Origin of the sequence: Micromonospora sp. NPDC048999 (assembly GCF_040649295.1) — a bacterium.
In the GTDB taxonomy this organism is placed as follows: domain Bacteria; phylum Actinomycetota; class Actinomycetes; order Mycobacteriales; family Micromonosporaceae; genus Micromonospora.
In genome coordinates this window covers 340,696-362,549 of record NZ_JBEZFI010000002.1, presented here as the reverse complement: position 1 = coordinate 362,549, position 21,854 = coordinate 340,696, and the positions used below count along the sequence as shown (strand labels likewise).

Here is a 21,854-nt window from a genome sequence, read left to right as displayed (position 1 = left end):
TCAGTCGCCCGGCTCGGGTGACTGGGGCAACAGCGGCAGTTTCACCCGGAAGGTGGCCCCGCCGCCCGGCGTTTCGCCCACCTCGACCGTGCCGTGGTGCGCCGCCACCAGCGCGGCCACGATGGCCAGCCCCAGCCCGGTGCTGGTCGGCCCGCCGGCCCGCCGGGTCCGCGCCGCGTCCACCCGGTAGAACCGCTCGAAGACCCGCTCGGCCTGCTCCGGCGTGAGACCCGGGCCGGTGTCCGCCACCTCGATCACGGCCAGGTCGCCGGGCTCGAACCGCAGCCGCAGGGTCACCGACGTGTCCGAGGGGGTGTGGGTGAGCGCGTTGGTCATCAGGTTGCCGATCACCTGCCGCAGCCGGGCGTCGTCGCCAAGCACCACCAGCGGCCCGGCACCGGGCTCGATGTCCAGCTCGATCCGGCGCTCCGGGTCGACCGCCCGGGCCGCCTGCACCGCGTCGGAAGCAAGCACCGGCAGCTCCACCGGGGCCAACGCGATCGGCCGTTCCCGGTCCATCCGGGCGAGCAGCAGCAGGTCCTCCACCAGCAGCCCCATCCGGGCCGCCTCGTCCTCGATCCGACGCAGCAGGCCAGCGGTCTGCTCGGGCTGCCGGGCCGCGCCCTGCCGGTAGAGCTCCGCGAAGCCCCGGATGGTGGTCAGCGGGGTCCGCAGCTCGTGCGAGGCGTCCGCGATGAACTGCCGCATCCGCTCCTCGGAGCGGCGGGCCCGCGCCTCGGACGCCTGCGCCTGCGCGGCCGCGTCCCGGGCGCCGGCCTCCGCGCTGCGGGCCGCCGCCTCGGACGTCGCCCGCGCGGTGAAGGCCGCCTCGATCTGGGCGAGCATCGCGTTCAATGCCCGGGAGAGCCGGCCCAGCTCGGAGGTCGGCACCGGCACTCCCTCCTCCGGGTCGGGCACCCGCCGGGTGAGGTCGCCGCCGGCGATCGCCGCCGCGGTCCGCTCTATCTCGACGAGCGGCTTGAGACTGGTACGCACGATCCCCGCGCCCACCGACGCCAGAATGATCAGCACCGAACCGCCGACCAGCAGGTCAATCCAGATCAGCTGCCTGACCGCCTGGTCCACGGCGTTGATGTGCTGTCCAACCGCCAGGACCCGGCCGTCCGGCTGTTCCTGGTAGAGCATCCGCCACCGTCGACCGTCCTCGGCGCGGACGGTGAACGGGGCACCTTCCCGGTCGCGGAAGCCCGCCAGGTCGCTCGGGATGGGCGGCAGGTCGTCCCTTCGGAGGTTACGGTCGTACCCGATGATGGCGGCCTGCTGATCGTCGGCGAGCGCGACCACGTAGTCGGTGGGCAAGCTGGCCGATTGCGCCCTCCCGGCCTCTAGCTCCGGGACCACCTTGCCAAGGTATGCGCTAGCGGCGTGCAGTTCATCGTCCACCTGGCCGATCAGATAGTTGCGCAGGAAGTACGTGGTCCCTGCGCTGATCACCAGCAGCGCCGCCGTGACGAGGGCCAGGACGGCGGCGACCAGCTTCACCCGTAGCGGGACCCCGCGCAGCCAGCCCTTCGCGTCGTGGACGGCGCTCACGCCGCCGGCTTACGCAGCACGTACCCGACCCCGCGCAGGGTGTGGATCAGCCGGGGCTGAGTGTTGTCGACCTTGCGCCGCAGGTAGGAGATGTAGGACTCGACGATGTTGTCGTCGCCCCGGAAGTCGTAGTTCCAGACGTGGTCGAGGATCTGCGCCTTGGAGAGCACCCGGTTGGCGTTGAGCATCAGGTAGCGCAGCAGCTTGAACTCGGTCGGCGACAGCTGTACCCGCTGGCCGGCCCGGTGCACCTCGTGGGTCTCCTCGTCCAGCTCCAGGTCGGCGAAGGTGAGCCGGGAGGGGGACTGCTCGCCGGTGGCGGTACGCCGCAGCACCGCCCGGATCCGGGCGGTCAGCTCCTCCAGGCTGAACGGCTTGGTGACGTAGTCGTCGCCGCCCAGGGTCAGCCCGCGGATCTTGTCGTCGGTGGCGTCGCGGGCGGTCAGGAAGACCACCGGGGTACGCGTACCGCCCTCCCGGAGCATCCGGATGACCTCGAAGCCGTCGAGGTCGGGCAGCATCACGTCCAGCACGACCAGGTCGGGACGATGGTCCTTGGCTGCGGCGAGGGCCGCGCTGCCGCTGGTCGCGGTGGCGACGTCGAAGCCCGCGAAGCGCAGGCTCGCGGAGAGCAGTTCGAGGATGTTCGGGTCGTCCTCGACGACGAGCAGGCGAGCCTCGGTCTGGGTAGCCACCATGTCACCCATCATCCGCGCCTCGCCTGCGGCCACGCTGGGTGAATCCTGGAAACAAGCTGTGAGCCGGGCGACGGGCGCCCGGCCCTCAGCGGAGCAGTCGACGCAGCCCGTCCAGCGCGCCGTCGAGCAGCCGGATGGCCGTACGCAGCTGGGTGTCGGTGAGCCGGCCGGCGCGTACCAGCGCGCCCACCTCGACGTTGAACGCAGCCAGCCGCTGGTCGAACTCGGCGAGCAGGGGCGACTCGGCGTGCGCTGTCGGGCCACCGTTGGCTGCGGGCCGGACCGGCGGCGGCTCCCAGTGGCCCCGCCGGGTCTGCCGGGCCGCCTCGCGCAGTTCCCGCTTGAGGTCACGCACCGAGCCGCGTACCTCGGTGCGGATCTCGCTCGCCAGCGCGGAGAGGTCCTCGACGGAGGCGGTGATGTCCGATTCCAGGGTGGCCAGCTCATCGGCGCGCTGCCGCAGCTCCGCGCGGCCCGCCTCGGTGATCTCGTAGACCTTGCGACCGCCGGCCGCGGTGTGGATGACCAGCCCCTCGACCTCCAGGCGCTGCAGCCGGGGGTAGATGGTGCCGGCGCTCGGCGCGTACAGGCCGAGGAAGCGGTCCTCCAGCAGCCGGATCAGCTCGTAGCCGTGCTTCGGGCCGTCGTCGAGGAGCTTCAGCAGATAGAGCCGGAGCCGCCCGTGACTGAACACGGCGGTCACGGCAGCTCCTCCACGTCGTCGGCGTCCTCGACGGGCCGGGCGAGCAGGGCGATGCTGCCGGACGTCGCGGAAGCCCAGAGCTTACCCTCGCCCGCGCCGAGCACCCCGTGGCTGTCCTTCACCGAGCCGAACCCCGGGGCGCCGGACACCTGAGCAAAGCCGCTGGTGATCCGGCCGGAGGTGGTGTGCAGGTGGACGGTGAGGTCGCTGTCCTCGCGGACCCGCACGGTGATGCTGCCGGAGATGGCGCTGAGCCGGATGTCGCTGCCGCGAGGATTGTCCAGGTCGCAGGTGATCGACCCGGAGACGGCGTGGGCACGCACCCGCTCGGGCGCGCTGTCGGCGAGGATCAGCTCGCCGGAGACCGTCTCCAGGTTGAGGTCGCCGCCCACGCCGAGCGCCTCCACCGGACCCGAGGTGACCTTGGCGGTGGTGCTACCGCGCAGCCCCATCAGGGTGACCTGGCCGGAGGTGACGTCGACCCGGGTGTCTCGGCGCAGGCCGGAGGCGACCAGCGAACCGGACACCAGGTGCAGGTCGGCCAGCACGTGGGCCGGTACGGCGATGGAGACCTCGGCCCGGAAATTACGGCCGAGCTGACCCAGCCACCAGAACACCCCGGGCCAACGTGGGGGCCGTTCGTGGCCGACGCTCAGCCGGCCGTCGCGCAGCTCGACGCGGATCGGGCGGCGGCTGACCCGGGTGACGTCGACCCGGGCCGGGCCGTCGGTGGCGACCACGTTGAGCCGGCCGCTGATCAGCCGGACGTCGAGCCGGGTGACCGGCTCATCCAGGGTGATCTGCTGCGGGCTGTCGACCGTCCAGCTGGCCATGGCTTCCTCCCCTCGGTGACGCGCGCCGGCGGCGCGTCGAGCGATGGGCGAAGCATAACGCGATACATCGCGACTGAACAAGACTGTCGCGAGATATGTCGCGTGGGCGTCAGGCGGCCAGCTCCAGCACCGCCTCCCGGTCGATCGCCACGGCGGGAACGGGGCCGTCCGCGGGAAGGGCCCGCACCGGGGCGGGCCGACCGGCGGGCACCGGGCGGACCGGGATCAGGTGGATCGCCGACTCGGCGGCCCGGGCCAGCAGCCGCCGGTCCGCGTCCCCGTCCGGGTGCAGCGCGGCGGCCACCACCACCGACACGGTCAGGTCCCCGGCTGCCAGCACCCGACGCAGCGACGCCCAGAGCGTCTCCGCACCGAGGAAGGCGGCCAGCGTGGTCGGGACGCCCGCGTACCGGTAGGTGAGGCGCAGCGGCACGGCCGGCGCCCCGGCGTCCACCGCGGCCTGGAACACGGCCGGCCGGAACCCCCGGCCGGGCCGGCAGTCGGCCGCCGCGCCACACCAGGTCGTGCCCTCGGGGAAGACCGCCACCGAGTGCCCGGCACGCAGCGCGGCGCTCACCCGGCCGACCGTTGTCGGCAGGTCACGCGGCCGGGACCGGTCCACGAAGACCGTGCCGACGGCGGCGGCCAGCGGCCCCACCACGGGCCACGCCCGGACCTCCCGCTTGGCGACCAGCCGGGCCGGCCCGACCGCGAGCACCGCGAGAATGTCCAGCCAGGAGACGTGGTTGGCGACCAGCAGAGCAGGCCGGCGCGGCAGCCGGCCCCGGACCACCAGCCGCACGCCCACGGCACGCAGGGTGCCCCGGGCCCAGCCGCGCAGCGCCGCCCGCCGGTGCCGCGCGGGTAGCAGCGGCAGCAGTACGACCAGCCCGATCCCGGCCAGCAGCATCCCGGCCATGCCCAGCAGCCGCCCCACCCGACGCGGCAGCGACACGGCCGACCCGGTTTCGGCCGGCAGGCAGCACGGCCCGCAGCCCGAGGTGGGCCGCCACAGTTCGTCGGTGGTCACGACGGTTCCCCGCCGAGGAAGTGCCGCAGGTAGCGCGGGTTCATCCGGTCCAGCGAGAACAGCACGTAGAAGTCGGCGCAGCCGAAATCCGGGTCGTACGCCGGCTCCCCGCAGACCCACGCGCCAAGCCGCAGGTAGCCGCGGAGCAGCGGAGGGACCAGCGCCCGACGCTCGGCCGCCGGCAACTCCCGCTCGGCGCGGCCGCCGCGCCGCGACCTGGTATCACCGAGCAGGAGGTCGGGATCGATGGCGGGGGGCGCCTCGGCGAACCACGGGCGGTGGGGCGTGACCCGCAGCGGCGGTGGGGCGAGGTGCCGGGCGGTGACCTGCCCCCAGACCTCGGCGGCCGCGGCGCCGCCGTCGGCCACCGGCACGGAGGCGCAGCCGCCGAGCCAGCGCGAGCCGCGCAGGTGCAGGTAGCGGCAGATCCCAGCCCACATCAAATTGATCACCGCGCCGGAGCGGTGGTCCGGGTGCACGCAGGAGCGGCCCGCCTCGACCAGGTCGTCCCGGAGCGGAGCCAGCGGGGTCAGCTCGAACTCGCCCTCGGCGTACCAGCGAGCGGTACGCCCCGGCGGAAGCAGCCGGTACGTGCCGACCACCTCGTCGGTGCCCTCCCGCAGCACAATGAGGTGATCACAGTGGGCGTCGAACTCGTCGGTGTCGATCCCGGCGGCCCCCAGGTGCAGGGTCGCGCCGAGTTCGGTGGCGAACACCTCGTGGCGCAGGCGTTGCGCGGCCGCGACCAGCGCCGGGTCGTCGGCGATCAGCAGGGTGTAGCCGCTGGTCGTGAGGGGTGTGCCAGCGGCGTGTAGAACAGCCATGGGTATCTGTGTAGATGTCTCGGGTTGCCGGCCGCAGGGGCACGGGGTGTCGACCCGGTGAACGCCGGCGGGCGGTCCGATCCCGCCCGTGACCCCGCCGCGTGGGAGGCTGCGGGGCGGGGCGGGCGGAACAGGCGGCCCGGAGCACGTCGGAGGACGTACATGATCATTGAGTCCCGGTTTCACGGACCCTTCGGCTCGGGCAACGGCGGCTGGAGCGCCGGCATCTTCGCGGCGGCGATCGATGATCGGGGGCCGGTGGAGGTCACCCTGCGCAAGCCGCCCCCGCTGGAGACCCCGCTGACCGCCGCCGACGGCGAGGTACGCGACCCGGACGGCCACGTGATCGCGCAGGTACGCCGGGTCGAGGAGTTCACCGCCGTGGTCCCGCCGGTGGACCGGCCGACGGCCGAAGCCGCCGCCAAGGCGTACCCGGGGCTGACCGCCCATCCCTTCCCCGGCTGCTACGTGTGCGGCCCGGAGAGTCCGGACGGACTGCGGATCTTCCCGGGCCGGCTGCCGGACGGGCGGACCGCCGCACCGTTCCGCGCCCCGGCCGACGTGGTGCCGGCGACGGTCTGGGCGGCCCTGGACTGCCCCGGCGGCTGGGCGGTGATCGCGCCCGGCCGCCCGTACGTCCTGGGTCGGATCGCCGCGGTGGTCGCGGCGCTGCCGCGTCCCGGCGACGAGTGCGTGGTGACCGGCGCGATGGTCGGCGGCGAGGGGCGCAAGGCCGAGGTGCACTCCAGCCTCTACGGCCCCGACGGCGCCCTCCTCGGCTACGCCCGGGCCACCTGGATCGCACTGCCGTCGACCTGACCTGTCATCCCTGAGGATGATCACCTCCTGCCCGCGACGGAGGGAGGTGGTACGCATCGCGCCTGATTGACCCGGTTGCGTGAGGTTGCCAGGCTGTGCCACGGCGCTTCCCGCAACCGCGCCCCACCGGCGCGTCCGCGCGCCGTGTCAGGAGAGGAGAATGATGTCTGACGGGCAGTCAAGGCCCAGCGCCGGGACCGGCCAGATCGTGGTGTCCGGACTCACCAAGCAGTACAAGAACGTCCGGGCGGTCGACAACCTGTCCTTCACCGTCGAGCCGGGCCGGGTGACCGGCTTCCTCGGCCCGAACGGCGCCGGCAAGACGACCACCCTGCGCATGCTGCTCAACCTGGTCACCCCGACCGCCGGCCAGGCGAGCATCGGCGGCCACCGGTACGCCGACCTGGCCGATCCGCTGCGCTCGGTGGGTGCGGTGCTGGAGGCGTCCAGCGCGCACAAGGGCCGTACCGGCATCAACCACCTCCGGGTGATCTGCGCGGCGGCCGGCCTGCCCCGCGAGCGGGCCGACGAGGCGCTCGAGCTGGTGGGGTTGACCCCGGCGGCGAAGCGCAAGTTCAAGGGCTACTCGCTGGGCATGAAGCAGCGGCTCGGCATCGCGGCGGCGATGCTCGGCAACCCGCAGGTGCTGATCCTCGACGAGCCGGCCAACGGCCTCGACCCGGAGGGCATCCGCTGGATGCGCGGCTTCCTCAAGGGGCTGGCCGCCGAGGGACGTACCGTGCTGGTCTCCAGCCACCTCCTCTCCGAGATGCAGCTGCTCGCCGACGACGTGGTGATCATCGCGGCCGGCCGGCTGGTCCGGCAGGGGCCGGTGGACCAGGTGATCGGCTCGATGGCGCACGGCACGCGGGTACGGGTCCGCACCCCCCAGGCGAACGAGTTGGTCGCCGCGCTGCGCGAGGAGGCGGCCACCGTCGACACCGACGAGCACGGCGCGCTGGTGGTCAGCGGGGTGGACGCCCCGACGGTCGGCCGGATCGCGCTCGCAGCCAAGGTGGAGCTGCACGAACTGACCACGGAACGGCCCGACCTGGAGGGCGTGTTCCTGGAACTGACGGCCGGAAAGGCAGGCATCCGATGAACCTGGTCCGATCCGAGCTGCTCAAGATCCGTACCACCAGCACCTGGTGGATCTTCGGGCTGATCACCCTGCCGCTCTGGGCCCTCGCCGTGTTCTTCAACTGGTTGCAGGCCGACGCCCTGACCAGCGGAAACATCGGCGACGTGCCGGCCGACCAGGCCGACCAGGTGCAGGCGGTCGCCAGCGTGGACAGCCTGGCCGCCAACCTCTACACCAGCGGCCAATTCTTCGGCCTGCTCATCGTGATGCTGCTCGGCATCGTCGTGGTGACCAGCGAGTTCTTCCACCAGACGGTGACCACCACCTTCCTTACCGCGCCGCACCGCACCGCGGTGATGCTGGCCAAGCTGGCCGCGGCGAGCGTGCTGGCGCTGCTGTTCTGGCTGGGCACCACCCTGCTCAACCTGGTCGTCGCCCCACTGGTGCTGAACGGGGTGGGCGTCGGCTCCCAGTTCGGCAACGACGCCGTCTGGCGGGCGGTGGCCCTCAACGGGCTGGCGTACCTACTCTGGTCGATGCTGGGGGTCGGGATCGGCGTGCTGATCCGGAGCCAGATCGGTGCCACGGTGACCAGCATCCTGCTCTACCTGGGTGGCACCATCGGCGGCATCATCGCCATCGGCCTGCTAGCGCAGCGGTTCGGCGACTGGATCAACAAACTCCAGTTGCTGGTCCCCTCTCTGGCGTCGGGCCTGATGGTGAGCGGGGCCGAGATCCCGGGCAACCCGCCACGCTGGGCGGGAGCCGCGGTGTTGATCGGGTACGCCATCGTGGCCGGCGTGATCGGCGTAATGACCATCCGGCGTCGCGACATCTCCTGAACGAACCCTGAACCGGCCCGGCGGGCGGCGACCATGCCGCCTGCCGGGCCGTCCGCCTTAACAGGAGTCGGCGGAACACGCAGCGTTTGCCGAACTTCTGCCATCTTCTGTGAAACCCGCCACCAGCCGGAGGCGGAAATGCCCCCGCGATTCGTACGGCGTAGCCTGGGAGCCGTCCGTGCGCCCATTTGCGGGCACCGGCGGACACCGCGTGCAAACGAACCGGCGTGAAAGAGGCGATCAGCGGCCGTGTCGACCCAGCAAACTTCGCAGGACAACCCACTGGCGGGTTTCGGCCCGAACGAGTGGATCGTCGAGGAGATGTACCAGCGTTACCTCACCGACCCCTCGAGCGTGGACCCGGCGTGGCACGACTTCTTCGCCGACTACCGGCCGGCCCCGGGCGCGGCCACCCCGCGCCCCGAAGGCAAGGCCACGCCGGCCGCCCGGCCGGAGCCGGGTGAGCAGCAGGAGGCCGTGGCCCGCGTGGCCCAGCCGCCGGCCCCCGCCGCCAAGCCCGCCCCCCCGAAGCCGGCCGCCAAGCCGGCTGCCGCGCCGAAGCCGGTTGCCAAGGCCCCGACCGCGACCGCTGCCGGCACCACCCCGCTGCGCGGGGTCGCCGCCAAGATCGTGCAGAACATGGACGCCTCGCTTGCCGTGCCGACCGCGACGAGCGTCCGCGCGGTCCCCGCGAAGCTGCTGGTGGACAACCGCATCGTCATCAACAACCACCTCGCCCGCGGTCGCGGCGGCAAGGTGAGCTTCACCCACCTCATCGGCTATGCGATGGTCCGGGCGCTGGTCGAGCACCCGGAGATGAACAACTCCTACGCCGAGGTCGACGGCAAGCCAGCGCTGGTCCGCCCGGAGCACGTCAACCTGGGCATCGCCATCGACCTGGCCAAGCCGGACGGCACCCGCGCCCTGGTGGTCCCGTCCATCAAGGCGTGCGAGCAGATGGACTTCCGGCAGTTCTGGCAGGCGTACGAGGACGTGGTCCGGCGCGCCCGCCGCAACGAGCTGACCATGGATGACTACTCCGGCACCACCATCTCGCTGACCAACCCGGGCGGCATCGGCACGGTCCACTCGATCCCGCGCCTGATGCAGGGCCAGAGCGCCATCATCGGCGTCGGCGCGATGGAATACCCGGCGCCGTACCAGGGCATGAGCGAGGCCACCCTGGCCGAGCTGGCGGTCAGCAAGGTCATCACGCTGACCAGCACGTACGACCACCGGATCATCCAGGGCGCGCAGTCCGGCGAGTTCCTCAAGGTGATGCACGAGCTGCTGCTCGGCGAGCACGGCTTCTACGACCAGGTCTTCACCTCGCTGCGCATCCCGTACGAGCCGGTGCGCTGGGTGCAGGACGTGGCCGTCAACTCCGAGGGCCAGATCAACAAGACCGCGCGGGTGCACGAGCTGATCCACGCGTACCGGGTGCGCGGCCACCTGATGGCCGACACCGACCCGCTGGAATTCAAAATCCGCAAGCACCCGGACCTGGACGTCCTCCAGCACGGGCTGACCCTGTGGGACCTGGACCGGGTCTTCCCGGTCAACGGCTTCGCCGGCAAGCAGCGGATGAAGCTGCGCCAGATCCTCGGCGTGCTGCGCGACTCGTACTGCCGCCGGGTCGGCATCGAGTACATGCACGTCCAGGATCCGGAGGAGCGACGCTGGATCCAGGAGCGGATCGAGCGCAGGTACGAGAAGCCGTCCCCGGACGAGCAGAAGCACGTGCTCAACCGGCTCAACGCCGCCGAGGCGTTCGAGACCTTCCTGCAGACCAAGTATGTCGGCCAGAAGCGCTTCTCGCTGGAGGGCGGCGAGTCGCTGATCCCGCTCCTCGGCGAGGTGCTGGAGTGCTCGGCCGAGGCCGGGCTGGACGAGGTAGTGATCGGCATGGCCCACCGCGGCCGGCTCAACGTGCTGGCCAACATCGTCGGCAAGCCGTACGAGAAGATCTTCTCCGAGTTCGAGGGTCACCTCGACCCGCGCTCCACGCAGGGCTCGGGCGACGTGAAGTACCACCTCGGCCAGAACGGCAAGTTCACCACGCCGAGCGGCGACCACGCGGTCAAGGTCTCGGTGGTGGCGAACCCGTCCCACCTGGAGGCCGTGGACCCGGTGCTGGAGGGCATAGTCCGCGCCAAGCAGGACCGCATAGACCTCAAGCTGGAGGGCTACACCGTGCTGCCGCTGGCGGTGCACGGTGACGCCGCCTTCGCCGGTCAGGGCGTGGTCGCCGAGACGCTCAACCTCTCCCAGCTGCGCGGCTACCGCACCGGCGGCACGGTGCATGTGGTGGTCAACAACCAGGTCGGCTTCACCACCGCCCCGGAATACAGCCGCTCCAGCCTCTACAGCACCGACGTGGCCCGGATGATCCAGGCGCCGATCTTCCACGTCAACGGCGACGACCCGGAGGCCGTCGTCCGGGTGGCCCGGCTGGCCTTCGAATACCGGCGGACGTTCAACAAGGACGTCGTGATCGACATGGTCTGCTACCGCCGGCGCGGGCACAACGAGGGCGACGACCCGTCGATGTCCAACCCGCAGATGTACAAGATCATCGACTCGAAGCGGTCGGTCCGGAAGCTCTACACCGAGGAGCTCATCGGGCGGGGCGACATCACCGTGGAGGACGCGGAGGAGCTGCTGCGCGACTACCAGGCGCAGCTGGAGCGGGTGTTCAAGGCCACCCGGGACGCGGCCACCACGCCGCGCCAGCTCAGCCGGCCGCACCGCGAGGAGGAGCCGGAGCCGCAGGTCGACACCGCGACCGACGCCGCCGTCGTCAAGGCGATCGGCGAGGCCCACGTCAACCTGCCGGAGGGCTTCAACCCGCACAAGCGGATCCAGCAGCTGCTGGACCGGCGGGCGAAGATGTCGGTCGAGGGCGGCATCGACTGGGGCTTCGGCGAGATCATCGCGTTCGGCGCGCTGCTGCACGACGGGGTCACCGTCCGGCTCGCCGGGCAGGACTCCCGCCGGGGCACCTTCGTCCAGCGGCACGCCTCGATCGTCGACTCGAAGACGGGCGAGGACCACGTCCCGCTGAACTCGCTCACCGGCGACGGCGAGCGGTCCCGCTTCTTCGTGCACGACTCGCTGCTGTCCGAGTACGCCGCGATGGGCTTCGAGTACGGCTACTCGGTGGAGAACGTCAACGCGCTGGTCTGCTGGGAGGCCCAGTTCGGTGACTTCGTCAACGGCGCGCAGTCGGTGATCGACGAGTTCATCTCCTCCGGCGAGGTGAAGTGGGGCCAGCGCTCCGCGGTCACCCTGCTGCTGCCGCACGGCCACGAGGGCCAGGGTCCGGACCACACCTCCGGCCGCCCGGAGCGGTTCCTCCAGCTCTGCGCCGAGGACAACATGCGGGTGTCCATTCCGACCACCCCGGCGAACTACTTCCACCTGCTGCGTCGCCAGGCCCTGTCGCCGAAGCGCAAGCCGCTGGTGGTGTTCACGCCGAAGTCGCTGCTGCGGCACAAGCTCTGCGTGTCGCCGGTGGAGGACTTCACCTCGGGCACCTTCCAGCCGGTCCTGCTGGACCCCGCCTCCCCGGCCCCGGAGCAGGTCAAGCGGGTGCTGCTCTGCTCGGGCAAGGTCTACTACGACCTGTTCCAGGCCCGACAGGAGCGCGGCGTCACGGACACCGCGATCATCCGGATGGAGCAGCTCTACCCGCTGCCCGTCGAGGAGATCCGGGCCGCCCTGGCGCAGTACCCGAACGCCGAGGACTTCGCCTGGGTCCAGGAGGAGCCGGCCAACCAGGGTGCCTGGTCGTTCGTCGCGCTCAACCTGCTGGAGCACCTGAGCGACGTCCGGCTGCGGCGCATCTCCCGCCCGGCCGCCGCCGCTCCGGCGGTCGGCTCGGCGAAGATGCACGAGGTCGAGCAGTCGGCGCTGATCGAGGCGGCCCTCCCCCGCCCGTGACCTGACCGCACCGCGAGCACCGGGGCAGCGACCGTACGACGGCCGCTGCCCCGCTCGCGTGGCGGCCCTTCCCTTTCCGAGAGGACGCACATGTACTTCACCGACCGTGGCATCGAGGAGCTGGTCGAGCGCCGGGGCGACGAGCAGGTCAGCCTGGAGTGGCTGGGCGAGCGGCTGCGCGACTTCGTCGACCTCAACCCCGAGTTCGAGACCCCGATCGAGCGCTTCGCCACCTGGCTGGCCCGCCTCGACGACGAGGACGAGGACTGAACGTGACGGGTTGACGGCGGGCCGTTCCCTGGCGTCAACTGGAAGGCAGCGTCCAGGGTCCGACGAGGACGCGCCGGACCACACGCCGCCCGACGCCAGGGAGGCGGAGATGAATCCTGAACCCCACAAGCCGCCGCAGGACGCGGTGACGGTACGCCACCTGCGCCTCGGCATCGGATCCGTGGGCATCGCACTGCCGGTCGTGCTGGTGGTCGGTCACCTGGTCGCGGTCCGCCGGCTCACCCTGCTCGACTCGCTCAGCGCCTACTACTACACCGAGATGCGCAACGTGTTCGTCGGCTCGCTGTGCGCCATCGGGGTGTTCCTGATCGCCTACCGGTACCGCCGGCCGGACGACGCGCTGGGCACCGTCGCCGGGTTGCTGGCGATCACGGTGGCCCTCTTCCCCACCACGGCGAGCGGGCCGGCGGGTGTCACCAGCCACGACGACCGGATGGTCGGCATGGTGCACCAGGTCGCCGCCGCGGCGCTCTTCGTGCTCCTCGCGGCCTTCTGCCTCGTTCTCTTCACCCGCCCCGACCGGGTCGGGGTGCCGCCTTCCCGGTCGGCCGTCCGGTTCTACCGCGTCTGCGGCGGGCTCATCCTGGCGGCGGTCGCGCTCGCGCTGGTGAGCACGCAACTCCCCGCGGACGTACAGCGGACGCTCAGGCCGCTGCTGTGGTGCGAGGCGGTCGCCGTGTTCGCGTTCGGGGCGGGCTGGGTGGCGAAGAGCGACGCGCTGTTGCGGGCCGCGGAGTCGGTCGACGAGGTCGGCGCGGGCCCGGACCCTCGGCCGGTCGCGCCGACGACGCCCTGACGCTGGAGCGGGCCGACGGCCGACGGGCACAAGGACCCGGGCGAGGGGCCGCGCGATCTTGTAGCGTGAGGTCGTGGCGCGCAGCGTGTACCTGACCGGCGTGGGGTCGGGCGGTGGCAAGTCGATGGTCGCCCTCGGGCTGGCCGAGCTGCTGTCCCGGCAGGTCGAGCGGATCGGCGCGTTCCGGCCGCTGGTGCCCGGCACCGGCCCCGATCACATCCTCGCCCTGCTCACCGAGCGCTACCGCGTGGAGCTGCCGGTTTCCGAGCTGCACGGCTCGACGTACGCGGAGGCCACCGCGCTGGTCGCCGACGGCCGGCGGGAGGAGCTGATCTCCCGGATCGTCGCCCGCTACCGCGAGGTCGAACGGCGCTGCCCGGCGGTGGTCGTGGTGGGCAGCGACTTCGCCGACGGGGACGGCGCCGGCCCCCGCGAACTGGCCTTCAACGCTCGGCTGGCCACCGAGTTCGGCAGCGTGGTGGTGCCGGTGGTCGACGGGTTCGGCCAGCAGCCCGAGGCGATCGCGGCGGCGGTACGCGGGGCGTACCACGATCTGGAGGACCTGGGCGCGACCGTGGTGGCCGTGGTGGCCAACCGGGTACCCGGGCCGATGACCCTGCCCGAGCTGCCCGTGCCCGCGTACGCCATCCCGGAGGTGCCGGCCGTGTCGGCGCCGACGGTGGCCGAGGTGGCTGCGGCGCTCGGCGCCACCCTGCTCTCCGGTGACGACACCGCGCTGGAGCGGGACGTGCTCGACTACGTGGTGGGCGCGGCGCACGTGCCCACCCTGCTCGACCACCTCACCGACGGGGCGTTGATGATCACCCCCGGTGACCGGGCCGACCTGCTGGTGGCGGCCGGCGCCGCGCACGTGGCCGGGCAGGTCTCCCTGGCCGGCCTGGTGCTCACCCTCGGCGAACAGCCCGACCCGCGGGCGATGCGGCTGGTCGAGCGGCTGAACACCGGGCTGGCCGTGCTCTCGGTGCCCAGCGACAGCTACGACACGGTCTCGGCGTCCAGCCGGATCGAGGGTCGCCCCAGCACGGCGAACCCACGCAAGGTGGAGGCGGCGCTCGGCGCCTTCGAACGCTGCGTGGACACCGTCGACCTGGCCGGCCGGCTGCGGGTCAGCCGTTCCGGGCGGGTCACCCCGCTGATGTTCGAGAACGACCTGATCGACCGGGCCCGGGCGCGGCGCCGGCGGCTCGTGCTGCCGGAGGGCGCGGAGGAGCGCATCCTGCGCGCGGCGGAGATCCTGCTGCGCCGGGGCGTCGCCGACCTCACCCTGCTGGGGCGACCGGCGGAGGTCGCCCGGCGTACCCGGGAGCTGGGCGTGGACATCAGCGACGCGCAGGTGGTCGACCCGGCCGGCAGCGAGTGGCGGGACGAGTTCGCCGCCGAGTACGCCAAGCTCCGCGCGCACCGGGGCGTCACGGTCGAGTTGGCGCACGACATGGTGGCGCAGCCCAACTACTTCGGCACGATGATGGTGCACTGCGGGCGGGCCGACGGCATGGTGTCGGGCGCCACGCACACCACCGCGGCCACGATCCGGCCGGCCTTCGAGATCATCCGGACCGTGCCGGGCGTCTCCGTCGCCTCCAGCGTCTTCTTCATGCTGCTCGCCGACCGGGTGCTGGTCTACGGCGACTGCGCGGTCAACCCGGACCCGGACGCCGCCCAGCTCGCCGACATCGCCATCTCGTCGGCCGACACGGCGGCCCGGTTCGGCATTGAGCCGCGGGTGGCGATGCTGTCGTACTCGACCGGCGACTCCGGCTTCGGCGCGGACGTGGAGCGGGTCGCGGCGGCCACCAAGCTGGTCCGCCAGCGCCGGCCTGAGCTGCTGGTGGAGGGCCCGATCCAGTACGACGCGGCGATCGACCCGCAGGTCGCGGCCACCAAACTGCCCGCCAGCCCGGTGGCGGGGCGGGCGACCGTGTTCATCTTTCCGGATTTGAACACCGGCAACAACACGTACAAGGCGGTGCAGCGCTCGGCCGGCGCGGTGGCGGTCGGCCCGGTCATGCAGGGCCTGCGGCGCCCGGTCAACGACCTGTCCCGGGGTGCCACCGTGCCGGACATCGTCAACACGGTGGCGATCACCGCCATCCAGGCCGCCACGTCGTCTTAAGGAGGCCCCGTGAGCGACCGAATCCTGGTCCTCAACTGCGGTTCGTCGTCGGTCAAATACCGGCTCTACGACGGGGAGGAGGTCCGCGACAAGGGCACCGTCGAACGGATCGGCGAGCCGGGCGGCGGGCCGGTCGACCACGAGAGCGCGGTACGGGAGATCATCGACCGGCTCGACCTCGGCGGGCTGACCGGGGTCGGGCACCGGGTGGTGCACGGCGGGCGCAAGTTCAGCGAGCCGGTGTTGATCGACGACGCCGTCATCGCCGCGATCGAGGACCTGGTGCCGCTCGCGCCGCTGCACAACCCGGCGAACCTGGCCGGCATCCGGGTGGCCCGGGAAGCGCTGCCGGGCATCCCACAGACCGCCGTCTTCGACACGGCGTTCCACCACACGCTGCCCGAGGCCGCCGCCACCTACGCGATCGACCGGGACACCGCCGAGCGGTGGGGCATCCGCCGGTACGGCTTCCACGGCACGTCGCACGCGTACGTCTCGCGCCGCACCGCAGAGCTGCTGGACCGGCCGTACGCGGAGCTGAACACGATCACCCTGCACCTGGGCAACGGGGCGAGCGCCTGCGCGGTCCGCGGTGGGCGGAGCGTGGCTACCTCGATGGGCATGTCCCCGCTGGAGGGCCTGGTCATGGGCACCCGCAGCGGCGACCTGGATCCGACGGTCATCTTCCACCTGCGGCGCGAGGCCGGGATGGGGGTGGACGAGATCGACGACCTGCTCAACCACCGCAGCGGCCTGCTCGGCCTGACCGGGGTCAACGACATGCGCGAGGTGCTGGCCCGGCGGGACGCCGGCGACCCGGCTGCCGCGCTCGCCTTCGACGTCTACCGCCGCCGGATCACCGGGTACGTGGGCGCGTACTACGCCCTGCTCGGGCGGCTCGACGCGGTCACCTTCACCGCCGGCGTCGGCGAGCACGCCGCGCCGGTCCGGGCCGCGTCGCTGGCCGGCCTGGAGCGGCTCGGGATCTCCGTCGACCCGGTCCGCAACGACGGCAGCGGCGACCGGGTGATCTCCCCGGACGGCGCCGAGGTCGCGGTCTGCGTGGTCAACACGGACGAGGAGCGCGAAATCGCCCGGGAGACCCGGAAGGTGCTCGCCTCGCGCGGCTGAGCCGCCGGCTTGCCGGCCGGGGGATCAGCTGAGCGCCAACCAGGCGACGATGGCGATCACCACGACGACGACGCCGAGGCCGGCGATCAACGGCAGCCGGGACGGAGCCTCCGCCGTCGCCGTCGCGTCGGGTGAATCGACGAAGGCGCGAAACTGGGCCGTGTTGCCGCTCTGGTCGGTGTAGTTCTCAGCCATGTGCGTGACCTTAGCGAAGGTCGTCCGCCCGGACGGTGTCCCGCCGTGCCGGTGCCGACAACAACGGTCCGCACGGCCCAGGCACGTCGGCCAGGTGGTGGCGGCGCCTGGTCCGGACGTCCGGGCCGCACCGACCGGCTGGCCGCCTACGGTGAAGACGTGAAGGTTCAGCGGCTGGTCGCCGCGCTGGTGACGGCGCTGCTGGCGGGTTGTGGGCCGGCCACCGTCACGACCGGCGATCCGGACCCGTCCGCCGTCCGGCACACCCCGCAGCGGGCGTACCCCGTCGGCGTGCAGCACTTCGTCGTCGACCCGGACGGCCCCCGACCGCTACCGGTCACCGTCTGGTATCCGGCCGTCGTGCCCGCCACGCTGCCCGCGCCGGCGACGGCACCCGTCCCGGCCACCCCGCCGGCGGCGTCCACGGCCCCGCCGGCCGCTCAGGACGCGCCCGTCGTCCGGCCGGGCGCGCCGGTGGCCGCCGGGCGGTTCCCGGTGGTGATCTACAGCCACGGGCTGCGCGCTCTTCCCGAGATGCACGCGCCGCTGATCACCCGCTGGGCCGCCGCCGGCTTTGTGGTGGCCGCGCCGACGTTTCCGCGTACCAACCTGCGGGCCCGGGACTTCACCCGGGATGACGTCCGCAACCAGCCCGCCGACTGCTGGCGGCTGATCCGCGAGCTGGTACGCCTCGACGCCCACCGGGGCGACCCGCTCGCCGGGCATCTGGACGTAGACCGGATCGCCGCGGCCGGTCACTCCGCTGGTGGCTACACCACGGCCGGCATGTTCACCTCGGGGCACTCGGCCCGGCTGCGCTCCGGGATCGTGCTCGCCGGCGGTGAGCTGCCCGGCAGCTTCGCCGGCCCGGTGGCGCCGCTGCTGTTCGTGCACGGCAGCGCCGACCCGACCGTGCCGGAGTCGGTCGGCCGCGCCGCGTACGCCCACGCGCCCGGACCGGCCGCCTTCCTGAGCCTGACCGGCCAGAACCACGGCGCGTACCTGACGCCCGGCCATTCCGGCTTCGCCCAGATCCTCGCCACCACCACCGACTTCCTCCGGTGGACCCTCTACGACGACCGGGCCGCCCTGCACCGCCTCCCCGCCGACGCCCAACTTCCCGGCGTCACCACCCTCACCAACCGCCTTCCCCCCTGACCAGGTGGGTACGCGGCGGGATCTTGGGGCGTCAGGCGGTGTGGTCGATGACGACCTTGCCGAAGACGTCGCCCGAGGCGAGCCGGGCGAACGCGTCCTCGATCCGGCTGAACGGCACCACGCTGTCGAGCACCGGGCGCACCCGGTGCTCGGCACAGAACGCGAGCAGCTCGGTCAGCTCGCCCGGGGTGCCCATCGAGGTGCCGAGGATCTCCAGCTGCATGGCGAAGACCCGGCGCAGGTTGACCTTGGGCTCGTGACCGGTGGTGGCGCCGGAGACCACGATCCGGGCCATCGGCGCCGCCGACTTCAGCGAGTGATCGAAGGTGGCCGCCCCGACCGTCTCGATCACCACGTCGACCCGCTCGGGCAGCCGGGCGCCCGGTGCCAGCGCGGTCGCGCCCAGCTCGGCGATCCGTTCCCGCTTCGCCGCGTCCCGGCTGGTCGCGTACACCCGCTTGCCGAGCGCGACACCCAGCGCGACGGCCGCGGTGGCCACGCCCCCGCCGGCTCCCTGCACCAGCACCGACTCGCCCTCGGCCACCCGGCCCTTGGTGGTGAGCATCCGCCACGCGGTGAGCCAGGCCGTGGGCAGGCAGGCCGCGTCGGTCGCCGACAGGCCGTCCGGCAGCGGCAGCAGGTTCATCCGGGGTACGGCCACCCGCTCGGCAAAGGTGCCAGAGAAGTGCTCGGAGAGGATGGAGACCCCGCGCGGGTCGCCCGGGGTGGGCACCACCGGGTAGATGACCACCTCGTTGCCGTCCGGGTCGGTGCCGACCGCGTCGCAGCCGAGGATCATCGGGAGCTGGTCGCCGGTGAGCCCCACCCCGCGCAGCGACCAGAGGTCGTGGTGGTTGAGCGAGCTCGCCCGCACCTGCACGGTGACCCAGTCCGGATCGGGATGGGTCGGCTCGGGGCGGTCGCCGACGGTCAGCGCGGTGAGCGGGTTGTCGGCGTCCAGGGCGGAGGCATAGGCGGCACGCATGATCCGCACCGTAACAAGCCGAGCAGGCGTTAAGAAGGGGCCCCGCCCATGCGAAATGCGATAAGAAGGGGCCCTTCCTTACACCTCAGCGGCGGGCGACCCCTTCGCGGCGGGCGGCCTCGGCGACAGCCTCGGCGACCGCCGGGGCGACCCGCGGGTCGAGCGGCGAGGGGACGATCGCCTCGGCGGTGAGCGACTCGGCGACGACGTTGGCGATGGCGTCGGCCGCGGCCACCTTCATCCCGTCGGTGATCCGGGTGGCCCCGGCGTCCAGCGCGCCGCGGAACACACCGGGGAAGGCGAGCACGTTGTTGATCTGGTTGGGGTAGTCGCTGCGCCCGGTGGCGACCACCGCGACGTGCCGGGCAGCCACCTCGGGATGCACCTCGGGGGTGGGGTTGGCCAGCGCGAAGACGATGCCGCCCGGGGCCATCCCGGCCACCGCCTCCTCGGGGATCTGCCCGCCGGAGACGCCGACCAGCACGTCCGCGCCGCGCAGCGCCTCGGTGACGTCGCCCTGCCGGCCGTCGGCGTTGGTGGTCTCCGCCAGTTCGGCCTTGGCGCCGGTCAGCTCGCGGTGCCGACCGATGATGCCCTTGGAGTCGCAGACGACCACCTGGTCCGGGTTCACTCCCCCGGCGATCAGCATCTTCGTCACCGCGACACCGGCCGCGCCGGCCCCGCTGACCGTCACCCGCAGATCTCCGAGCTTGCGGTTGAGCAGGGTCGCCGCGTTACGCAGCGCGGCCAGCACCACGATCGCCGTGCCGTGCTGGTCGTCGTGGAAGACCGGGATCGGCAGCGCCTCGTCCAGCCGACGTTCCACCTCGAAGCAGCGCGGGGCGCTGATGTCCTCCAGGTTGATCCCGCCGAACGAGGGGGCGAGCGCCCGGACCGCTGCGACGATCTCGTCCACGTCCTGCGTGTCCAGGCAGATCGGTACCGCGTCCACGCCCGCGAACTGCTTGAACAGCACCGCCTTGCCCTCCATCACCGGCAGCGCCGCGCGCGGGCCGATGTTGCCCAGGCCGAGCACGGCGGAGCCGTCGGTGACCACGGCGACGGTGTGCGACACCCAGGTGTAGTCGTCGGCGAGGTCGGGATCGGCGGCGATCGCCTCGCACACCCGGGCCACCCCCGGGGTGTACGCGAGGGAGAGGTCCTCCCGGCTGGCGAGCGGAACGGTCGAGGCGACGGCCATCTTGCCGCCGGCGTGCAGCCGGAAGACGGGATCAGCAGGGTCCGGGGTGGACGTAGGCATGGTGACTCCAGGATCTGTCGTGCAGACGGACCGGCCGGCTCGGCGCGCGATGGTCAGCGGCCAGCGGGGCGGCGGTGCGGGGGGTCACCCGGGCACTCCCGAGCATAGTCAGGCACCCGTCACTCGGGTGTGACCGGGGTCATATCCGGCGCCGTCGACCCGTGACCAGCCCCGGGCGCGGCCAGTACCGGGCCACCACCCGGCCCCGCACGTCGGCCACCCCGTAGGCCCGGGAGTCGTCGGTGACCAGGTCGTTGTCGCCGCGTACCCACCAACCGCCGGCCTGCGGACGGACCGCCCGCTTGACCACGAGCAGGTCGGGGCGGCTGCGGAAGACCGCGACCACCACGTCGCCCGGGCGTACCGGCCGACCCCCGGTAAGCACCAGCACCGCGTCCCCGTGCCGCAACGTCGGGGCCATGGAGGGGCCGGTGACCAGCACGGCCGCCAGCGGACCGCGCAGCACGGGTGCCGGGGAACCGTCCGGGATACCCACCGGGTTTCACCTCCCGCCCGCCAGGGAGCATGTCCAGGAGTAATGTCGGCCTGGATCATTGCAAACATCCCATGGAGGATCCTGATGCGCCTTCCCCGCATCCTCACGCCCCGGGTGACCGTAAGCGCCCACTGCGACCTGCCGTGCGGCGTTTATGACCCGGCACAGGCCCGGATCGAGGCCGAGTCGGTCAAAATGATCTGCGAGAAGTACCAGGCGAACACCGACCCGGAGTTCCGCACCCGGGCCATCCTGATCAAGGAGCAGCGCGCCGAGCTGGTCAAGCACCACCTCTGGGTGCTCTGGACCGACTACTTCAAGCCGGCCCACTTCGAGAAGTACCCGCACCTGCACCAGCTCTTCAACGAGGCCACCAAGATGGCCGGCGCCGCCGGCGCCAAGGGCGCCACCGACCCGGCCAAGGCCGACGAGCTGCTCTCCAAGATCGACGAGATCTCGAAGATCTTCTGGGAGACCAAGCAGGCGTGACCCGGTTCGAACCGGCACCGACGATCCGGCCGGCGCGTCCCGAGGACGTGCCGGCCGTCGTTGCGATGGTGCACGAACTCGCCGACTACGAGCGGGCCCCCGAGCAGTGCCACCTCACCGAGGAACAACTCGCCGCCGCGCTGTTCACGACTGCTCCAGGTCGCGGCGCGGCGTCAGACGCGCCGAGCTGGAGTAGTCGGAGTCCCGCGCCCGCGCTCTTCGGGCACGTCGCGGTGGACGCGACGGACCAGCCGCTGGCCTTCGCCCTCTGGTTCCTCAACTTCTCCACCTGGGAGGGCGTGCACGGCATCTACCTGGAGGACCTCTACGTCCGCCCGGCCGCCCGGGGCACCGGCGTGGGCCGCCGGCTGCTCGCCACCCTGGCCGCGATCTGCGTCGAACGCGGCTACCGGCGGCTGGAGTGGTGGATGATCGACTGGAACCCGGCGGCCCGCTTCTACGCGACCATCGGGGCGAAGCCGATGGACGAGTGGGTGCCGTACCGGCTCAGCGGGGCGGCCCTGCACGACCTCGCGGCGCGGGCGTCCGCCGCGCCCGGGCACCCGGACGCCTGAGCGGGTAGAGTCCCGCA

General features: G+C 72.3%; 21 protein-coding genes. 11 read left to right on the top strand and 10 right to left on the bottom strand.

Features of this window, described 5'->3' with window-relative positions; translation table 11 throughout:
• The 6 genes from AB0C02_RS06145 to AB0C02_RS06120 form a co-directional block, all read right to left on the bottom strand.
• The gene (locus tag AB0C02_RS06145) at positions 1-1,554 is read right to left on the bottom strand and encodes an ATP-binding protein (RefSeq protein ID WP_357541673.1); all 1,554 of its coding nucleotides are present in this window, start codon (positions 1,552-1,554) and stop codon (positions 1-3) included.
• Positions 1,551-2,252, bottom strand: coding sequence for a response regulator transcription factor (locus tag AB0C02_RS06140; RefSeq protein ID WP_357541671.1), 702 nt, complete (start codon positions 2,250-2,252; stop codon positions 1,551-1,553). The genes AB0C02_RS06145 and AB0C02_RS06140 overlap by 4 nt, the downstream gene beginning before the upstream one ends.
• An 85-nt stretch (positions 2,253-2,337) precedes the next feature.
• Positions 2,338-2,955 carry a PadR family transcriptional regulator gene (locus AB0C02_RS06135; protein WP_357541669.1) on the bottom strand — a complete coding sequence of 206 codons (618 nt, stop codon included), beginning with the start codon at positions 2,953-2,955 and terminating at the stop codon, positions 2,338-2,340.
• Positions 2,952-3,788, bottom strand: a complete 837-nt coding sequence (locus tag AB0C02_RS06130) for a DUF4097 family beta strand repeat-containing protein (RefSeq protein WP_357541667.1) — start codon at positions 3,786-3,788, stop codon at positions 2,952-2,954. The genes AB0C02_RS06135 and AB0C02_RS06130 overlap by 4 nt, the downstream gene beginning before the upstream one ends.
• A 109-nt stretch (positions 3,789-3,897) precedes the next feature.
• Entirely contained in the window at positions 3,898-4,818 is a 921-nt protein-coding gene (locus tag AB0C02_RS06125; protein WP_357541665.1) for a lysophospholipid acyltransferase family protein, read from the bottom strand.
• A complete protein-coding gene (locus tag AB0C02_RS06120; RefSeq protein WP_357541663.1) occupies positions 4,815-5,642 on the bottom strand; it encodes a GNAT family N-acyltransferase in 828 nt (275 codons plus the stop codon). Before AB0C02_RS06120 ends, AB0C02_RS06125 begins: the two co-directional genes overlap by 4 nt.
• A 162-nt stretch (positions 5,643-5,804) precedes the next feature.
• Here AB0C02_RS06120 and AB0C02_RS06115 point away from each other — a divergent pair, with 162 nt between their 5' ends.
• From AB0C02_RS06115 to AB0C02_RS06080, 8 genes are all read left to right on the top strand, one after another.
• The gene (locus AB0C02_RS06115; RefSeq protein WP_357541661.1) at positions 5,805-6,461 is read left to right on the top strand and encodes a hypothetical protein; all 657 of its coding nucleotides are present in this window, start codon (positions 5,805-5,807) and stop codon (positions 6,459-6,461) included.
• Between the two features lie 163 nt (positions 6,462-6,624).
• Positions 6,625-7,563 (top strand): ABC transporter ATP-binding protein, encoded by a 939-nt coding sequence (locus AB0C02_RS06110; RefSeq protein WP_357541659.1) that lies wholly within the window; start codon positions 6,625-6,627, stop codon positions 7,561-7,563.
• Positions 7,560-8,384 (top strand): ABC transporter permease, encoded by an 825-nt coding sequence (locus tag AB0C02_RS06105; RefSeq protein ID WP_357541657.1) that lies wholly within the window; start codon positions 7,560-7,562, stop codon positions 8,382-8,384. Before AB0C02_RS06110 ends, AB0C02_RS06105 begins: the two co-directional genes overlap by 4 nt.
• A gap of 249 nt (positions 8,385-8,633) precedes the next feature.
• The gene (locus tag AB0C02_RS06100) at positions 8,634-12,326 is read left to right on the top strand and encodes a multifunctional oxoglutarate decarboxylase/oxoglutarate dehydrogenase thiamine pyrophosphate-binding subunit/dihydrolipoyllysine-residue succinyltransferase subunit (protein WP_357541655.1); all 3,693 of its coding nucleotides are present in this window, start codon (positions 8,634-8,636) and stop codon (positions 12,324-12,326) included.
• A 90-nt stretch (positions 12,327-12,416) separates the two neighbouring features.
• Positions 12,417-12,596, top strand: coding sequence for a DUF6104 family protein (locus AB0C02_RS06095; protein WP_091570976.1), 180 nt, complete (start codon positions 12,417-12,419; stop codon positions 12,594-12,596).
• Positions 12,597-12,705: 109 nt separating this feature from the next.
• Positions 12,706-13,413, top strand: a complete 708-nt coding sequence (locus tag AB0C02_RS06090) for a DUF998 domain-containing protein (RefSeq protein ID WP_357541653.1) — start codon at positions 12,706-12,708, stop codon at positions 13,411-13,413.
• 73 nt (positions 13,414-13,486) lie between these two features.
• The gene (gene pta / locus AB0C02_RS06085) at positions 13,487-15,547 is read left to right on the top strand and encodes a phosphate acetyltransferase (protein WP_357541651.1); all 2,061 of its coding nucleotides are present in this window, start codon (positions 13,487-13,489) and stop codon (positions 15,545-15,547) included.
• A 9-nt stretch (positions 15,548-15,556) separates the two neighbouring features.
• Positions 15,557-16,678: an acetate kinase gene (locus AB0C02_RS06080; protein WP_357541649.1), complete on the top strand. Its 1,122-nt coding sequence runs from the start codon at positions 15,557-15,559 to the stop codon at positions 16,676-16,678.
• Between the two features lie 24 nt (positions 16,679-16,702).
• On the opposite strand, the gene AB0C02_RS06075 is transcribed toward AB0C02_RS06080, so the two are convergent.
• Positions 16,703-16,873, bottom strand: a complete 171-nt coding sequence (locus AB0C02_RS06075; RefSeq protein WP_357541647.1) for a hypothetical protein — start codon at positions 16,871-16,873, stop codon at positions 16,703-16,705.
• Between the two features lie 159 nt (positions 16,874-17,032).
• On the opposite strand from AB0C02_RS06075, the gene AB0C02_RS06070 reads away from it, so the two are divergent.
• A complete protein-coding gene (locus AB0C02_RS06070) occupies positions 17,033-18,031 on the top strand; it encodes an alpha/beta hydrolase (protein ID WP_357541645.1) in 999 nt (332 codons plus the stop codon).
• Between the two features lie 31 nt (positions 18,032-18,062).
• Here the strand turns inward: AB0C02_RS06070 and AB0C02_RS06065 are convergent, their stop codons facing one another.
• The 3 genes from AB0C02_RS06065 to AB0C02_RS06055 all read right to left on the bottom strand — a co-directional run bounded on the left by AB0C02_RS06065 (position 18,063) and on the right by AB0C02_RS06055 (position 20,773).
• Positions 18,063-19,025, bottom strand: a complete 963-nt coding sequence (locus AB0C02_RS06065) for a zinc-binding dehydrogenase (protein ID WP_357541643.1) — start codon at positions 19,023-19,025, stop codon at positions 18,063-18,065.
• A 76-nt stretch (positions 19,026-19,101) separates the two neighbouring features.
• Positions 19,102-20,277, bottom strand: coding sequence for an NADP-dependent malic enzyme (locus tag AB0C02_RS06060; protein WP_357541641.1), 1,176 nt, complete (start codon positions 20,275-20,277; stop codon positions 19,102-19,104).
• A 139-nt stretch (positions 20,278-20,416) separates the two neighbouring features.
• Positions 20,417-20,773: a S24/S26 family peptidase gene (locus tag AB0C02_RS06055; protein WP_357541639.1), complete on the bottom strand. Its 357-nt coding sequence runs from the start codon at positions 20,771-20,773 to the stop codon at positions 20,417-20,419.
• Positions 20,774-20,857: 84 nt separating this feature from the next.
• On the opposite strand from AB0C02_RS06055, the gene sodN reads away from it, so the two are divergent.
• A complete protein-coding gene (sodN, locus tag AB0C02_RS06050; protein WP_091197712.1) occupies positions 20,858-21,262 on the top strand; it encodes a superoxide dismutase, Ni in 405 nt (134 codons plus the stop codon).
• Between the two features lie 65 nt (positions 21,263-21,327).
• Positions 21,328-21,837, top strand: coding sequence for a GNAT family N-acetyltransferase (locus AB0C02_RS06045; RefSeq protein WP_357541828.1), 510 nt, complete (start codon positions 21,328-21,330; stop codon positions 21,835-21,837).
• Positions 21,838-21,854 lie beyond the last annotated feature (17 nt).

Excerpts from the sequence above, each read along its gene's own strand:
- sodN (WP_091197712.1), top strand. The coding sequence starts at position 20,858 with ATGCGCCTTCCCCGCATCCTCACGCCCCGGGTGACCGTAAGCGCCCAC.
- AB0C02_RS06120 (WP_357541663.1), bottom strand. The coding sequence starts at position 5,642 with ATGGCTGTTCTACACGCCGCTGGCACACCCCTCACGACCAGCGGCTAC.
- AB0C02_RS06130 (WP_357541667.1), bottom strand. The coding sequence starts at position 3,788 with ATGGCCAGCTGGACGGTCGACAGCCCGCAGCAGATCACCCTGGATGAG.
- AB0C02_RS06045 (WP_357541828.1), top strand. The coding sequence starts at position 21,328 with ATGGTGCACGAACTCGCCGACTACGAGCGGGCCCCCGAGCAGTGCCAC.
- AB0C02_RS06095 (WP_091570976.1), top strand. The coding sequence starts at position 12,417 with ATGTACTTCACCGACCGTGGCATCGAGGAGCTGGTCGAGCGCCGGGGC.
- AB0C02_RS06110 (WP_357541659.1), top strand. The coding sequence starts at position 6,625 with ATGTCTGACGGGCAGTCAAGGCCCAGCGCCGGGACCGGCCAGATCGTG.
- AB0C02_RS06115 (WP_357541661.1), top strand. The coding sequence starts at position 5,805 with ATGATCATTGAGTCCCGGTTTCACGGACCCTTCGGCTCGGGCAACGGC.
- AB0C02_RS06075 (WP_357541647.1), bottom strand. The coding sequence starts at position 16,873 with ATGGCTGAGAACTACACCGACCAGAGCGGCAACACGGCCCAGTTTCGC.
- AB0C02_RS06140 (WP_357541671.1), bottom strand. The coding sequence starts at position 2,252 with ATGGTGGCTACCCAGACCGAGGCTCGCCTGCTCGTCGTCGAGGACGAC.
- AB0C02_RS06105 (WP_357541657.1), top strand. The coding sequence starts at position 7,560 with ATGAACCTGGTCCGATCCGAGCTGCTCAAGATCCGTACCACCAGCACC.
- AB0C02_RS06090 (WP_357541653.1), top strand. The coding sequence starts at position 12,706 with ATGAATCCTGAACCCCACAAGCCGCCGCAGGACGCGGTGACGGTACGC.
- AB0C02_RS06060 (WP_357541641.1), bottom strand. The coding sequence starts at position 20,277 with ATGCCTACGTCCACCCCGGACCCTGCTGATCCCGTCTTCCGGCTGCAC.